Here is a 15,382-nt window from a genome sequence, read left to right as displayed (position 1 = left end):
AGCGCTTCCCTGAAGCCTGCGAGGGTGGTTATCAGGGTCTCGATGCGCTATATGATTCCCAGATAAAACCTCACCGGATTTCCCCTTGGCTGACGACGACGACAAGCCCGGCGACCAGCCGGGGCAACCCTCGGATATTCGCCCCGTCTCCATCTTCGAGGAGATGAAGAAGTCCTATCTCGATTACGCCATGAGCGTGATCGTGGCGCGGGCGCTGCCTGATGCCCGGGACGGTCTGAAGCCGGTGCACCGCCGCATCCTGTTCTCGATGAACGAGCAGGGGCACACGCCCGACAAGAAGTACGTCAAATCCGCCCGCGTGGTCGGTGACGTCATCGGTAAGTATCACCCGCACGGCGACCAGTCGATTTACGACGCCATGGTCCGCATGGCGCAGGACTTCTCGATGCGCGTGCCGTTGATCGACGGCCAGGGCAATTTCGGCTCGGTCGACGGCGATCCCCCGGCTGCCTATCGTTACACCGAAGCGCGCCTGACCAAGGCCGCGCTGGCCCTGCTGGCCGACATCGACAAGGACACTGTCGACTTCCAGCCGAACTACGACAACAACGAGACCGAACCGTCGGTCTTGCCGGCCAAGTTCCCGAACCTTCTCGTCAACGGCGCCGGCGGCATCGCGGTCGGCATGGCGACCAATATCCCGCCGCACAATCTCGGCGAGGTCATCGACGCCTGCGTCGCGCTGATCGACAACCCCGCGCTCACCATCGACGAGCTCATCAACATCGTGCCCGGACCGGATTTCCCGACCGGCGGCGTCATTCTCGGACGGCAGGGCATCCGCTCCGCCTATCACCTCGGCCGCGGCTCGATCGTCATGCGCGGCAAGGTCGCGATCGAGACCATCCGCAAGGAGCGTGAGGCGCTCATCATCACCGAGATTCCCTACCAGGTGAACAAGGCGACGATGGTCGAGCGCATCGCCGAGCTGGTGAAGGAAAAGAAGATCGAGGGCATCGGCGACCTGCGCGATGAATCGGATCGCGAAGGCTACCGCGTCGTCATCGAATTGAAGCGCGACGCCGTGCCGGATGTGGTGCTGAATCAGCTGTACCGTTTCACGCCGCTGCAGACCAGCTTCGGCGTCAACATGGTGGCGCTCGACAGCGGCCGTCCACGGATCATGCATCTGAAGGACCTGCTCGCGATCTTCGTCGACTTCCGTGAGCGGGTCGTCACGCGGCGCACCAAGTACCTGCTCGCCAAGGCGCGCGACCGCGCCCATATTTTGGTCGGTCTGGCGATCGCGGTGGCCAATATCGACGAGATGATCCGCGTGATCCGGACCTCGCCGGACCCGACCACCGCGCGCGACACGCTGATGTCGCGCGACTGGCCGGCCCGGGACGTCGAGGACATGCTGACCCTGATCGACGATCCCCGTCACCGCATCAGCGCGGACGGCACGATCCGGCTGTCGATGGAGCAGGCGAGGGCCATTCTCGACCTGCGCCTTCAGCGCCTCACCGCACTCGGCCGCGACGAAATCCGCGACGAGCTCGACAAGCTTGCCGGCGAGATTGCCGATTATCTCGACATCCTGCGCTCGCGCGAGCGCGTGCTGGGCATCATCAAGACCGAGCTCGCCGAGGTGAAGGCCGAGTTCGCCACGCCGCGCCGCACCGTCATCATCGAGCAGGAAGGCGAGGTCGAGGACGAGGACCTGATCCAGCGCGAGGACATGGTCGTCACGGTGTCCCACGCCGGCTACGTCAAGCGCGTGCCGCTGTCGGCCTACCGTGCGCAGCGCCGCGGCGGCAAGGGCCGCGCCGGCATGCAGACCCGCGACGAGGATTTCGTCAGCCGCCTGTTCGTGGCCTCCACGCACACGCCGGTGCTGTTCTTCTCCTCGCGCGGCCAGGTCTACAAGGAGAAGGTCTGGCGTCTGCCGATGGCCGCGCCGAACGCGCGCGGCAAGGCGCTGATCAACATCCTGCCGCTGGAGCAGGGCGAGCGCATCACCACCATCATGCCGCTGCCGGAGGACGAATCCACCTGGGGCGAGCTCGACGTGATGTTCGCCACGACAGGCGGCAATGTCCGCCGCAACAAGCTGTCAGACTTCGTCGACGTCCGCCGCTCCGGCATCATCGCCATGAAGCTGGATGACGGCGAGTCGATCGTCGACGTGCAGATCTGCACCGAGCGCGACGACGTGCTGCTGACCGCCGCCGGCGGCCAGTGTATCCGCTTCCCGGTTCCTGATGTGCGCGTGTTCACCGGGCGCACCTCGATGGGCGTGCGCGGAATCGCGCTCGGCGAAGGCGACAAGGTGATCTCGCTGGCGATCCTGCGCCACGTCGAGACCACCTCGGACGAGCGCTCGGCCTACCTGAAGATGCGCCGCGCCGTCGCCGGCGAAGCTGCGGCCGAAGATGCCGCCGCGGACGCCGAGGCCGAGGAGACCTCCGGCAGCTTCCAGCTCGCGCAGGAGCGTTACGCCGAGATGTCGGCGCAGGAGCAGGTCGTGCTCACCGTCTCCGTCAACGGTTATGGCAAGCGGACATTGTCCTACGAGTACCGCACCACCGGCCGCGGCGGCAAAGGCATCGTCGCCATGAGCGTCAACAACCGCAACGGCAATCTGGTCGCGTCCTTCCCGGTGGAAGATGCCGACCAGATCATGCTGGTCACCGACAAGGGCCAGCTGATCCGCTGCCCGGTCGAAGGCATCCGCATCGCCGGCCGCTCGACGCAAGGCGTGATCGTGTTCGACACCGCCGAGGACGAGCATGTCGTCTCGGTCGAGCACATCACGGAAGAGGCCGAGAGCGGGAATGGCGAGAACGGGAACGGGGCGTGATGCCCCGTTCTACACGCCGTTCGCAAGCTCGCTCGTGAGGTCGGCAAGCGCCTCTCGCTTGCCGATCTGTGCCATCCAGCACCAGAGCTCCAGCGTGCAGTACAGCCGATAGAGATCGAGCGTCTCCTGCCAGTCGGGGCGCCCCATCTGACCACAGCCGGCGAGCAATCCGTCGCGCTTTGGCGCATCCTTCGGCGTGAAATAGTACAGCGCCTTCGCGATATCCATCAACGGATCGCCCGATGTCGCGTTCTCGAAGTCGACGATGCCCGTCAGGCGTGGTGCGCCCTGCGACGTCACCAGCACATTGCCAGCATGGAAATCGTAGTGGCACAGTCGAGGGGTGATTGCTGCCTCGAACAGTTGCTGTCGTGCCGTGACGCTGTCGCGAAGACGCGCGGCTAAAGCTGGATCGCCGCCGCGTGTGAGAAACTCCCTGAGCTTTCGGTCGAACTGCGCCGACATGTAGGCTTGGTTGCTCGGATGGGCCGTCCAGACCCCGTTGGGGCCGATATAGCCAAAGCTGTCGAGCATGACGTCGTTGATCCGGCGCAGCGTCGCGCCCATCTCGGCGTAGATCGCAAACAGCTCGGTCTCCGACAGCGTTGCCTCGCGTCGGCCGAGTACCGTGCCGTCGAGCCGGGTCATGAGCAGATAGTTCAGCTCGATCGCCGTTCGCGTGTCGTCGGCAAGCAGGATTTTGGGAATGGACGTGCCGAGGTCTCGCAGGAGCCCCAGGACGTAAATCTCCTTGGCCATCTTCCATTGCAGCGATTCCGGATAGACCTTGAGGATGCAGGGGCGCGCATCCGCCAGCGCGATCTTGAGCACGGTGCTGATCTCCCCGCCATGTAGCTCTGTGATGCCGAGCAGCGATGCCTGCGGGTAGATCCGGCGGATGATCGCTTGCACCTGATCGGCCGAGACCGGCAGGCGTGGCTTCAGCTTCAAGGAAGGAGCGTCACTGGTTGTCATGGCTTCAAGGTCAGGCTTGTATCCTGGATGGAGCGAAGCGAAATCCGGGTTCTCGCAAGGCTCAAAAGTCCCGGATTGCGCTGCGCTCCATCCGGGCTACGCGCCATGCCCTAAATCTCCAGCTCCGTGCCGAACTCTACCACCTGCTTGGTCGGAACGCCGAAGAACGCGGCCGAGCGTTCGGCGTTGCGCTGCAGGAAGGCGAACACGCCTTCGCGCCAGACCCACATGCCGGGAATGTCCTCGCTCGGAATGATGGTCTCGCGGCCGACATAGTAGGTGATGTCGGAGAGGTCGATGCCGGGCAGCTTGCTCTGGCGACAGACGAGATTCAGGCCTTCATAGATCGTCGGGTTCTGCATGAAGCCGTAATGCAGGATCACGCGGGTGATGCCGGGAATGATGTCGATCACCTCGGCGCGTTCCTCGTCCGCGATGTGCGGAAGCTCCTCGATCAGCACGGTGACCAGCAGCACGCGCTCGTGCAGCACGCGGTTGTGCCTGACGAACTGGGTGAGCGCGAGCGGCACGCCGCGCGGTGCGGAGGCCAGGAACACGGCGGTCCCGGGCAGTCTTGCGCTGCACTTGTTCACGGCGGTCTCGATCAGGTCTTCCTCGGGCTGCCGGAGCCGGCCCCTCGCGGCCTCGACCAGCTTCACGCCGGCGCGCCAGGTCAGCATCAGGAAGGCGACGAGGCCGGCGAGCAGCAGCGGAAACCAGCCGCCCTCGAACAGCTTGATCGAGTTGGCCGAGAAGAAGATCACGTCGATGACGAAGAAGGCGCCGTTCACGGCCACCACGAGCCAGGGCGAATAGCCCCACTGGATCGCGACCAGCGCGGCGAGCAGCGTCGTGATCGCCATCAGCAGCGACACCGCGATGCCGTAGGCGCCGGCAAGCGCGTCCGACGTGCCAAAGCTCAGGACCGCCCCGAGCGTCGCAGCTGCAAGCAGCCAGTTCACCAGCGGCACGTAGATCTGGCCGATCGCGTGGCTCGTGGTGTGACGGATCAGCATGCGCGGCAGGAAGCCGAGCTGGATCGACTGCTGGGTCAGCGAGAACACGCCGGAGATGATCGCCTGCGAGGCGATCACGGTCGCGACCGTCGAGAATGCGACCAGCAGATAGTGCAGGGCGTCGGGGCAGAGCTGGAAGAACGGATTTTCGATCATCGTGGGATCGGTGATCAAGAGCGCGGCCTGGCCGAAATAATTCAGCACCAGCGCGGGCAGGCAGATGGCGAACCAGGCGAGGCGGATCGGCAGGCGGCCGAAATGTCCCATGTCGGCATACATGGCCTCGCCGCCGGTCACCGCGAGAAAGGCCGCGCCGAGAATTCCGAACGAGATGTGGAAATCCTGGTGGATCAGGAAGTCGAAGGCATAGAGCGGGCTGAGCGCCACCAGCACCGCCGGCGCCTTGACGATGCCGTGGATGCCGAGCGCCGCGAGCACGACGAACCAGGCCAGCATCACAGGCCCGAAGATGCGGCCGATGAAGCCGGTGCCCTGCTTCTGCATCATGAACAGGCCGATCAGGATGGCGACGGTCACGGGCACCACGGCCGGCGCAAGCGAGGGGGCGTCGACCTTGAGGCCCTCGATGGCTGAGAGCACCGAGATGGCCGGCGTGATCGCGCCGTCGCCATAGAGCAGCGCAGCGCCGACGAGCCCGACCACCAGGAGATGGGCGCGCCATGTGCCTGGCTGGGCGTGGCGGGCATGGAGCAGCGCCAGCAGGGCGACGATGCCGCCTTCGCCGCGATTGTCTGCGCGAAGGATCAGCAGCGCATATTTCAGCGAGATGATCAGCAGCAGGGCCCAGAGGATCAGCGAGGCAATCCCCAGGACTGCATCGTGACTGAGTGTGCCGCCATGGGCAGCCGCCTTGGCGGCTTCCTTCAGGGCATAGAGCGGGCTGGTACCGATATCGCCATAGACCACCCCGAGGGCGCCCATGGTCATGGCAAGCGGTAGCGGATCAGGATGGTGGCCGGAAACGACAGCGGGCGTACTGGACAATGGCAACCCCCCGATAGGATCGCGCCCGACGGGCCATTCCGGCGGGCGCGAGCAACGCAGTCTGCGACGAGACGTCGCAAAACTCCATCGGGATTATGTGACGTGAAGCTGACAGGCCTACGGGGTGCGGTTGGCGGTCACGAGGCGGGCCTCGCGGACATTCGCCTTGGTGCCGGCCTTGCGCAGGCAGGAGGCCTCGAAATTGGGCCAGGCCTGCTGCGAGCAGTCCTTGCCGATGGCGCGGATATCGAGCCGGTCGCTCTTGGCCAGCGGCTGCGGCACGCTGGCCTCGACGCGCGGGGCAAAGCCGGGCAGGAGGGTAAGGGCGGCGGCGACACACGCAGACAGAGCGATCGCTGAAAGAGCCTTGATCATTTGACAGTCCCCTGTGATGCGGCCGCCTACGCCCAGTGTGCGGCCCGTCATTCGTTGGCCGGATTAGTAACCATGGCCAGTTTCCGGACGTCTTCGCCGGCACGGGAAATGGTTTCGTGTCCGCGCCGCTTTGTTTCGTGGTCGCCCTCAGGACGAAACAAACCGGCCATCGCCGACAGGGCCGGCGGGATATTTCGCCGGAAAATGGCTGGGGAACCGGCCCGGCTTGCCGGGCCGGGCCGGGCGCGGTAGGACGGGGCCATGCCGCGCATTGCCTTCTATCCCGGTTCCTTCGACCCCATCACCAACGGCCATCTGGACGTGGTCCGGCACAGCGTTTCCCTGTGCGACCGGCTCGTGGTTGCGATCGGGGTCCACCCCGGCAAGAAGCCGCTGTTCTCGACGGAGGAGCGGCTGCAGATGCTCCATGACGTCTGCGGGCCGCTGGCCGCCAAGGCCGGCTGCGTGCTCGAAGCCGTGACGTTTGATGATTTGTCGGTGACGGCGGCGCGCAAGCACGGTGCGACGATCATGATTCGGGGCCTGCGTGACGGCAGCGATCTCGACTACGAGATGCAGCTCGCCGGCATGAACGAGGCGATGGCGCCGGAGGTGCATACGGTCTTCCTGCCGGCCTCTCCCATGGTTCGCCCGATCACCGCCACTTTGGTGCGCCAGATCGCCGGCATGGGCGGGGACGTCTCGGCCTTCGTCCCGCCGCAGGTTGCGGCCCAGCTCAAGGCAAAATTCGCCGCATAACGGCGCGCTTCCTTTCTCTCTGATCCGGAGTTGTCATGATCCGAATTCTCGCAGTTCTTGCCGCGCTTGTGTTCGCGGTGCCGGCGGTGGCGCAGCAATTGCCGGCCAATCTCGACAAAGCCAACGCCATCGTCATCGACACCACCAAGGGCCGCATCGTCATCAAGCTGCGCACCGACATCGCGCCCCAGCATGCCGAGCGTATCAAGCAGCTCGCGCGCGAGGGCTATTACAACAACGTGCCGTTCCATCGCGTCATGGACGGCTTCATGGCGCAGACCGGCGACGGGCAGAACTTCAACGGCACCGGCGGATCGAAATATCCGAACCTGAAGCAGGAATTCTCCAAGGTGCATTTCGCCCGCGGCATCGTCGGCATGGCCCGGCGCGGCGACAGCGTCGACAGTGCCAACTCGCAGTTCTTCATCATGTTCGCCGACGGCGGCAGCCTCGATAACCAGTACACCGTAATCGGCGAGGTCGTGCAGGGCATGGAGGTCGTCGACAAGCTTAAGAAGGCTCCTCCCGGCTCCCCCGGCGGCGCCGTGACCGATCCCGACAAGATGGTGAAGGTGCAGGTCGCCGCCGACATCAAATAGGAGAAGGCGATGGCACGTTGTGGCGACAGGCTCCTGCTGGTTGCTGCGGTGCTGTTGCTCGGCGTGTCCAGTGCGGCCGCCGAGGATAGGCAGGTCAATACCATCCAGGATATCTTCCGGCACCTGCGCACCTGCTGGAAACCGCCGCCGGCCGCCAAGGCTCGCCCACTCGACATCACCGTCGTCGTGAGCTTTAACCGGTCCGGCGACATTCTGGGCCATCCGAGGATCTCCTATGAATCCGCGGAGGCCTCCGACAATGACCGGCTGCAATACCGGATCGCGGTGATGGAGGCGTTGCAACGCTGCACGCCGATGCCATTTACCGATGCAATGGCCGGCGCCGCCGCGGGGCGACCATTCGCGATCCAGTTCCGCAGCCGCAAAACGCCTGACAAGACTTCACCTCCAACGCAAGAGAGACGAGCATGAGCGCCACCGAAAACACCCTGATCCTCGAGACCACCCAGGGCCCGGTCACCATCGAGATGCGGCCCGACCTCGCGCCCGGTCATGTCGCGCGCATCAAGGAGCTGGTCCGGGAGGGCTTCTACGACGGAATCGTGTTCCACCGCGTGATCGACGGCTTCATGGCGCAGACCGGCTGCCCGCAGGGCACCGGCACCGGCGGCTCAGGCAAGAAGCTGAAGGCCGAGTTCAACAAGGAGCCGCATGTGCGCGGCACCACCTCGATGGCACGCGCCGCCAACCCGGATTCCGGCGACAGCCAGTTCTTCATCTGCTTCGACGACGCCCGCTTCCTCGACAACCAGTACACCGTGTGGGGCAAGGTCACCGAGGGCATGGAGAACGTCGACAAGATCAAGCGCGGCGAGCCGGTGCAGAACCCCGACAAGATCGTCAAGGCGCGGATGGCGGCTGACGCTGAGTAAGCAATTCCCCTCATGGTGAGGAGGCGCGAAGCGCCGTCTACGGACGATGCTTTGCATCGCCGAGCGAATCATGAAGGCCGAGCTGATGCAGCCGGGCCTTCATCCTTCGAGACGCGCGTTCCGCGCTCCTCAGGATGAGGAGTGACTGCACGGCGCTGAGCCCGACATGCGCACCGACCTGTTCGATTTCGACCTGCCCGCCGAGCGCATCGCGTTGCGTCCGGCGAGCCCGCGCGACTCCGCGAAGATGCTGGTCGTGGAGAACGGCGCACTGCGCGACCAGACCATCGCCGACCTCGCACAATGGCTGAGGCCGGGCGACCAGCTCGTCGTCAACGACACCAAGGTGATCGCGGCGCAATTGAAGGGCCGCCGCATCGGCCGCGAGACCGAGCCCAGAATCGAGGCGACGCTGATCAAGCGGCTCGACGGCTCGCGCTGGCAGGCGCTGGTGAAGCCCGCGAAGAAGCTTGTCGCCGGCGACCGCATCCGCTTCGGCAATGAAGGCAAGGTCTGCCTGCTCGGCCATCTCGATGCCGAGGTCGAGGCCAAGGGCCTCGAGGGCGAGGTCACGTTGTCGTTCTCGTTCCACGGCCCGGCGCTGGATCAGGCCATCGCCGATCTCGGCAGTCCGCCGCTGCCGCCCTACATCGCCTCCAAGCGCACGCCCGACGATCAGGATCTCGCCGACTACCAGACCATGTTCGCCGTGAACGAAGGCGCGGTCGCAGCGCCCACCGCGGGCCTGCACTTCACCCCGGCGCTGGAGCAGGCGCTGCGCGCGCGCGGCGTCGGCATCGTCAGGGTCACGCTGCATGTCGGGGCAGGGACGTTTTTGCCGGTGAAGGTGGACGACACCGAAGGCCACAAGATGCATGCGGAGTGGGGCACGATCTCCGCCGAGACGGCGGAGCAGCTCAACGCGGCACGAAAGAACGGCGGCCGTATCATAGCCGTCGGCACCACGTCATTGCGCTTGCTCGAGAGCGCCGCGAGCGAAGACGGCACCATCCAGCCGTTCGCGGCCGAGACCTCGATCTTCATCACCCCCGGCTATCGCTTTCGCGCGGTCGATATCCTGATGACCAATTTCCATTTGCCGAAATCGACGCTGTTCATGCTGGTGTCGGCGTTTTCGGGGCTGGAGACGATGAAGCAGGCCTATGCGCATGCGATCGCGAGCGGGTATCGGTTCTATTCGTATGGCGATGCGTGCTTGCTCTTCAGGTCGCGCGGCTAAGCGCTGGCGCCGTAGGGTGGGCAAAGCGAAGCGTGCCCACGTCTTTCTTGAATTGGGGGTAAGAGTGGTGGGCACGGCGCTTGCGCGCCTTTGCCCACCCTACGATACCAGTTGCTAGGACATCGACTACGCCATCACCCGCTGCGGCAACAGCTCCGCGATCTGAACCGCATTCAGCGCAGCACCCTTGAGAAGCTGATCCGCCGCCACGAACATCGAGATCGAATGCCCGGAGGGATCGCTGAGGTCCTTGCGGATGCGGCCGACCAGGACGTCGTCCTGGCCCGAGGCGTCGATAGGCATCGGGAAGTAGTTCTTGACGCGGTCATCGACGACCTTCACGCCGGGCGCCCGGGCCATGATGGCGCGGACCTGGTCCTCGGTGATCTCCTTCTCGCATTCGAAGGTGATGGCCTCGCAATGCGCGCGCAGCACCGGCACGCGCACGCAGGTGACGCCGATCGCGATCCTCTCGTCCTCGAAGATCTTGCGGGTCTCCTTGATGACCTTGGTCTCTTCGTCGTTGTAGCCGGTGTCAGGGTCGACGGCAGTGTTGTGGTTGAAAAGGTTGAAGGCGTAGGGGTGCGGCATCACCTTCGGCGTATAGACCTGCCCGTTGAGATTGGCGCGGGTGGATTCGACCAGCTCCTCCATCGCGGCCGCGCCGGCGCCGGAAGCGGCCTGGTAGGTCGAGATGATGACGCGCTTGATGCGGTTCGTCTGATGGATCGGCCACAGCGGCACCAGCGCGGTGATCGCGGCACAGTTCGGATTGGCGATGATGCCCTTGTGGTCGCGGATGCGGTTCGCGTTGATCTCGGGGATCACGAGCGGCACGTTCGGATCCATGCGGAAGGCGGAGGAGTTGTCGACCACGACCGCGCCGGACTTCACCGCGATCGGCGCAAACTTCTTGGAGATGCTGCCGCCAGCGGAGAACAGGGCGATATCGACGCCTTCGAAGGAGCGCTCATTGAGCTCCTCGATCACGACCGGCTGGCCGCGGAACGACACCGTCTTGCCAGCCGAGCGGGCACTGGCCAGCGCCTTGAGCTTGCCGACGCGAAAGCCGCGCTTGTCCATGGTGGCGATGAATTCGGCGCCCACTGCACCGGTGACGCCGACAATCGCGACGACGGGATCGTTACTCACTTTGTCCTCCATTGCATTTCGGTTGAGCTGAGATTTAGGCAACAAAAAAGCCCCGGACCAACGAGGGCGGGGCTTGCCGTAGAGCTGATGCGTTTTAGTCGACGACTACGCGCGCACGCCTCCCCGGGCCCCTGAGGCCGTGGTGGTTTTGGTCGTGCGTTTGGTGGTCGTGAACATGGCGGCGACTTATGCGGGAGAGTTTTGCGGTCGTCAATGGCTTTTCACCCCGGTCGATGCCGGGGCCGAACTCCCGTTATTTCGCCCTGGCGCCCGGCGGCTCGAGGGTGACCTCCTTGAGGTCGTCGCCGCTGACGACGACGATCGAAAAGTTGAGCCGGCCGCGTTCGCGCACCAAGCCGCCGCTGATCGCCTTGCCCGAGGCGGCGCGTTCGGCGACGCGGACAGCATCGGCGAGGCGGTGCCTGATCGCACCGAGCGCTGCGAGGTTGTCGCGATCCTCGTGGTCGAGCTCAGTGAGGGGGAGGGCGGCTTCGCCGCCGACGAGCTCGCCGGTCGATGCATTGATGGTATGGCGCCAGATCCGGTCGTTGTGCAGGGTCTTCACCCGATACACCGGCACGCGGGCGGCCCCGTCGAAACTCACATCCGCCGTGGTGGCGCCGGCGTGCCGGGCTTCGGCGATCGACATGGCCTGGCTGATCGAGATCGACGAGCTGCGGAAGCGCTCGATCTCGCGGCTGACGGCTTGGCGGTCGGCCTCGGCATCACCATCTGTGTCGCTGTGAAGGGCGGTCGGTGTACCCGCGGTCACGATCGCTCGCGCAGGCGCGGCGAGGAGCAGCGCGGAGAGGGCGATCGCAAGCAATCGCGAGATATGTCGTTCAGTTGTCTTCATGCTCGAAACCTCTGGCCGGCGAGCGGGCCTGATCATCCGAAAGAAGACGCGGCCGACCTTGGGCATCGGTCGGCCGCGGAGCGTCGTGACGGGCTGTACCCGCCGCGGCGATCGAAGCGATACGGACCTCTTTGGGGCTGGTGAAAAAGCGGTCCGTATCGCCTTATAACTAAACCATACCGTATCGTTTTATTTTGGTCAATGCCGCCGGCCTCACCCCAGTGGGGATAGATCGCGCGCTCACGGAATTGTCAGCGGGAGGGGCGGCGGCGCTGCGTGCTGCCCTTGGTGTCCTGGGCGCGGTCGGCAGGCCCCAGCGCGCCGGCCAGGAACAGCTTGATCGCCGCGCGCATGCGCTTCTCGGCGGCCTTCATCTCGAGGGCCGTTCCGAAGGTCGCCATACGGTGGGTGTGACCGACGACCACGTCGAGAAACACCTCGGCTGCAATGTTGGTGTCCTCGACGTCGAGCGCGCCTTGCGCCACCAGACGGTCGAAGAAGCGCGCCGTGGTGGCGACGGCTTTCATCCAGCCTTCCTCCTTGCCGAGCTTGGCAACGTCGGGGAAGTTGATGGCCTGCGACGTCATCATGCGGCTGAAGGCGACGGCGTCGGGTCCGCAGGTGAATGTCAGCATCTCGCGCCCGATCTCGACCAGCCGCTGCTCGACCGAGATGTCGGAGGCGCTGGAGAGCTGCGTCTCGGCGGCGGCCGACAATGGCGCAAGCCAGCGCGCAATCTCGCGCCTCAGCACGGCGGCAAACAGGCCGCGCTTGTCGCCGTAGCGGGAATAGACGGTGGGCTTGCTGACCCGGGCCGCTTCCGCGACCGCGTCGAGCGAGGTGGCGTCGAAGCCGCGGTCCAGGAACAGGCGGGTGGCGACCTCGATCAGCCGCTGGTCGCGCTCGATGGCGGCGGTCTTCGTCGGCCGGCCGCCGCGGGATTTCGGCACCTCGCGCCGCGGCGCTGCTGGTCTCGTCCTGGTCGCAGTCAATCCCATGCCCAATGATTCCTGCGCGTTTCTGACAGTCGCCATTCGCTCTATATCGCGCAGGAGGGGAGGCGTCATCGCGAATCTGGCCGAATTGGCCGTATCGTCAACGGTTTCGGCAGGGCCTCGTTCCGTCTCGGGAAGCTCACGGCACCGTCGAGCTCCAGGCCTGACCGGCAGCGGCCTTGTCATATCCGTATTGGTAGAGCGCCCGCATATAGGCGGTGTCGAACCCTTCCGACGGCGGCGCCGGATACTCGCGCGCGATGTAGGAGAGGTGGAAGCCGAGACGGTTGCGCTTGGCGAAATCATAGGTCGAGAAGATGATCGAGCGCGTCTGCGACTGGGTGATTGCCGACAGGCTGCGCGAGGCGACATCGATGGTGCCGTTGGAGACCAGCTCGAAATTGCGTTCGATCTTCTTGTTGACGAGGATGTAGATGTCCATCTTCGCGTTGCCGGGCAGGCGGTTGCCCTGGAAAAGCAGGGCTTCCGGCAGCGTCAGCACCGGCGCGGTCACGCCGCCGTCGACATGCATCTCCTGAAACTTGCGGCCCTGACCCTCGGCGTCGATCATGATCGGCGGAAACACAAGGGGGATGCTGGCGGAGGCCGCCATCACGTCGCGAAACAGTTTGAGCGCCTCGGGCGTGCCGACCGCGGCGATCTTGCCCATGTCCCAGATCGCGGTGCGCTGGGTGTCGAGATCGGTCGTCACCACCAGGAGCTTTCGGCCCTTGGCATTCTCGCGCGCGACTTGCGCCATGATCTCCGGCCCGACATAGCGGGCGACGAGCTCGCGCAGCCTCGTGTTGCCGAACAGGCCGGATCCGAACAGCACGCGCATGATGCTGGGATCGTTCAACAGGGTCTCGGCGATGCCGCTGGTATAGACCTCCTTCAGCGTATCGTCGTATTGCGAGCCCAGAAACGCGAAGGGCGCGATCAGGCCGCCGGTGCTCACGCCCGAGACGACGGAGAAGGTGGGGCGGGTTCTGGCCGCGGTCCAGCCGTTGAGCACGCCGACGCCGTAGGCGCCATCGGCGCCGCCGCCGGAGAGCGCCAGATAGGACTTCGTCGCGGTGCTGGTGTCCTTCTCGAAGCTGAATTTCGTGATGGGCTCGTCGGCGTAGCGCCTGAGGCCATCGATCTCGAGCACGCGCGATGTGCTGGCTTCTGCGGCCGTATAAGGTGTCCGGGGCATCGAGGTGCAGGCGCCGAGCACCAGGCTGCACGCCAGGACCAGAAATCCGGCCAGGCGGCCGCCTGTCTGCCTGATCCAGTCATGCGAGCGGCCGGCGACGTCAGTCGAGCAGGAAGCGAAGGGCATTGTCGGTGGCTGGCGATCACGCATTTACCGCCGCCGGCAAATTCGCCGCGGCATCTCGTCCAGTCCCCAGGATAAAACTACACTGTATCGTTTTGTTTAACAAGGGTGGCGGTACGACTTTTCGCGTCGATTATGTCCCAGTCCGAGGCACTGACCGGCCACTGTGTGGGTTGGGCGGGTTGATCGGCTTCCTCCGACACGCAATAAGCACGGCCATGAATCCGGACCATGATCTTCCCAATCACTTTGAGTTGCTCGGCACTGATGGCGCCGCGCGGACCGGGCACCTGACCACGCCTCATGGCGTGGTGCGCACGCCCGCCTTCATGCCGGTCGGCACCGCCGGCGCCATGAAGGGCATGCACTGGCGCGAGGTGCGCGATGCCGGCGCCGACATCGTGCTCGGCAACACCTATCACCTGATGCTGCGTCCAAGCGCCGAGCGGATCGCAGCCCTTGGCGGTTTGCAGAAGTTCACCGGCTGGAACGGGCCGATGCTGACGGATTCCGGCGGCTTCCAGGTGATGTCGCTGTCGGACCTGCGGAAGGTCACCGAGAACGCCGTCACCTTCCGCTCGCATATCGACGGTGCCAAGGTCGAACTGTCGCCGGAGCGTTCGATCGAGGTGCAGCGCTTGCTCGGCTCCGATATCGCCATGCAGATGGACGAGTGCGTGCGGCTGCCGGCCGAGCGCGCCGACATCGAGCGTGCGATGCAATTGTCGCTCCGCTGGGCCGAGCGAAGCAAGCGCGCCTTCGAGAGCGCGCCCGACGGCTACATGCTGTTCGGCATCGTGCAGGGCGGCGACATCCCGCAGCTTCGCCACGAGAGCGCGCAAGGTCTCGTGGCAATCGGCTTCCACGGCTATGCAATCGGCGGCCTTGCCGTCGGCGAGCCGCAGGCCGTGATGCTGGCGATGATCGACGAGACCGCACCATTGCTGCCGAAAGAGCGCCCGCGCTATCTGATGGGCGTCGGCACGCCCGACGACATCCTCGAAGCCGTCAAGCGCGGCATCGACATGTTCGATTGCGTGATGCCGACGCGCAATGGCCGGCACGGCGTCGCCTTCACCCGCTTCGGCCAGGTGAATTTGCGCAATGCCCGCCACGCCGACGATCCGCGTCCGCTGGATGAGGAGAGCTCATGGCCGTCGGCGCGCAACTGCGCGCGCGCCTATCTGCATCATCTCGTCAAGGCGGGCGAGACGCTGGGGGCGATGCTGCTGTCTGAAATCAATATCGCTTACTACCAGTTCCTGATGCAGGGCATCCGGGACGCGATCGCACATGGAAAATTCGATGAGTTCTATCAGCGTACGCGCGCGGACTGGGCGAGGGGCGATATCGCCCCGCGCTAGATCAACGG

General features: G+C 65.0%; 14 protein-coding genes. 7 read left to right on the top strand and 7 right to left on the bottom strand.

Features of this window, described 5'->3' with window-relative positions:
* The first annotated feature begins 85 nt into the window (after positions 1 to 85).
* Complete coding sequence (gene gyrA, locus GGD65_RS02665; RefSeq protein ID WP_179736615.1) at positions 86 to 2,824, top strand: DNA gyrase subunit A; 2,739 nt, start codon at positions 86 to 88, stop codon at positions 2,822 to 2,824.
* Between the two features lie 9 nt (positions 2,825 to 2,833).
* Here the strand turns inward: gyrA and GGD65_RS02660 are convergent, their stop codons facing one another.
* The 3 genes from GGD65_RS02660 to GGD65_RS02650 all read right to left on the bottom strand — a co-directional run bounded on the left by GGD65_RS02660 (position 2,834) and on the right by GGD65_RS02650 (position 6,195).
* Positions 2,834 to 3,799, bottom strand: a complete 966-nt coding sequence (locus GGD65_RS02660) for a phosphotransferase family protein (RefSeq protein WP_183234342.1) — start codon at positions 3,797 to 3,799, stop codon at positions 2,834 to 2,836.
* 110 nt (positions 3,800 to 3,909) lie between these two features.
* A complete protein-coding gene (locus GGD65_RS02655; protein ID WP_183234928.1) occupies positions 3,910 to 5,763 on the bottom strand; it encodes a potassium transporter Kup in 1,854 nt (617 codons plus the stop codon).
* Between the two features lie 174 nt (positions 5,764 to 5,937).
* Positions 5,938 to 6,195, bottom strand: coding sequence for a hypothetical protein (locus GGD65_RS02650; protein ID WP_183234341.1), 258 nt, complete (start codon positions 6,193 to 6,195; stop codon positions 5,938 to 5,940).
* Positions 6,196 to 6,456: 261 nt separating this feature from the next.
* Between GGD65_RS02650 and coaD the strand changes: the two genes are divergently transcribed.
* From coaD to queA, 5 genes are all read left to right on the top strand, one after another.
* On the top strand, positions 6,457 to 6,954 hold the full coding sequence (gene coaD / locus GGD65_RS02645) for a pantetheine-phosphate adenylyltransferase (protein WP_018317918.1): 498 nt from the start codon (positions 6,457 to 6,459) through the stop codon (positions 6,952 to 6,954).
* A gap of 35 nt (positions 6,955 to 6,989) precedes the next feature.
* Positions 6,990 to 7,553: a peptidylprolyl isomerase gene (locus tag GGD65_RS02640; RefSeq protein ID WP_183234340.1), complete on the top strand. Its 564-nt coding sequence runs from the start codon at positions 6,990 to 6,992 to the stop codon at positions 7,551 to 7,553.
* 9 nt (positions 7,554 to 7,562) lie between these two features.
* Positions 7,563 to 7,985, top strand: coding sequence for a hypothetical protein (locus tag GGD65_RS02635; RefSeq protein ID WP_018317920.1), 423 nt, complete (start codon positions 7,563 to 7,565; stop codon positions 7,983 to 7,985).
* Complete coding sequence (locus tag GGD65_RS02630; RefSeq protein ID WP_018317921.1) at positions 7,982 to 8,446, top strand: peptidylprolyl isomerase; 465 nt, start codon at positions 7,982 to 7,984, stop codon at positions 8,444 to 8,446. Before GGD65_RS02635 ends, GGD65_RS02630 begins: the two co-directional genes overlap by 4 nt.
* A 166-nt stretch (positions 8,447 to 8,612) precedes the next feature.
* Positions 8,613 to 9,686, top strand: a complete 1,074-nt coding sequence (gene queA / locus GGD65_RS02625) for a tRNA preQ1(34) S-adenosylmethionine ribosyltransferase-isomerase QueA (RefSeq protein WP_183234339.1) — start codon at positions 8,613 to 8,615, stop codon at positions 9,684 to 9,686.
* A gap of 126 nt (positions 9,687 to 9,812) precedes the next feature.
* Here the strand turns inward: queA and GGD65_RS02620 are convergent, their stop codons facing one another.
* The 4 genes from GGD65_RS02620 to GGD65_RS02605 form a co-directional block, all read right to left on the bottom strand.
* Positions 9,813 to 10,850, bottom strand: coding sequence for an aspartate-semialdehyde dehydrogenase (locus GGD65_RS02620; protein WP_018317923.1), 1,038 nt, complete (start codon positions 10,848 to 10,850; stop codon positions 9,813 to 9,815).
* A gap of 241 nt (positions 10,851 to 11,091) precedes the next feature.
* Entirely contained in the window at positions 11,092 to 11,694 is a 603-nt protein-coding gene (locus GGD65_RS02615) for a PepSY domain-containing protein (protein ID WP_179736625.1), read from the bottom strand.
* A gap of 251 nt (positions 11,695 to 11,945) precedes the next feature.
* Positions 11,946 to 12,692: a TetR/AcrR family transcriptional regulator gene (locus tag GGD65_RS02610; RefSeq protein WP_179736627.1), complete on the bottom strand. Its 747-nt coding sequence runs from the start codon at positions 12,690 to 12,692 to the stop codon at positions 11,946 to 11,948.
* A 136-nt stretch (positions 12,693 to 12,828) separates the two neighbouring features.
* Positions 12,829 to 14,037: a patatin-like phospholipase family protein gene (locus GGD65_RS02605; RefSeq protein WP_183234338.1), complete on the bottom strand. Its 1,209-nt coding sequence runs from the start codon at positions 14,035 to 14,037 to the stop codon at positions 12,829 to 12,831.
* Between the two features lie 191 nt (positions 14,038 to 14,228).
* Between GGD65_RS02605 and tgt the strand changes: the two genes are divergently transcribed.
* On the top strand, positions 14,229 to 15,374 hold the full coding sequence (tgt, locus tag GGD65_RS02600; RefSeq protein ID WP_183234337.1) for a tRNA guanosine(34) transglycosylase Tgt: 1,146 nt from the start codon (positions 14,229 to 14,231) through the stop codon (positions 15,372 to 15,374).
* The last annotated feature ends 8 nt before the right edge of the window (positions 15,375 to 15,382 follow it).

The sequence above is a fragment of the Bradyrhizobium sp. CIR18 genome (assembly GCF_014198295.1).
GTDB lineage: Bacteria > Pseudomonadota > Alphaproteobacteria > Rhizobiales > Xanthobacteraceae > Bradyrhizobium.
This window is presented reverse-complemented; position numbering and strand designations above follow the sequence as displayed.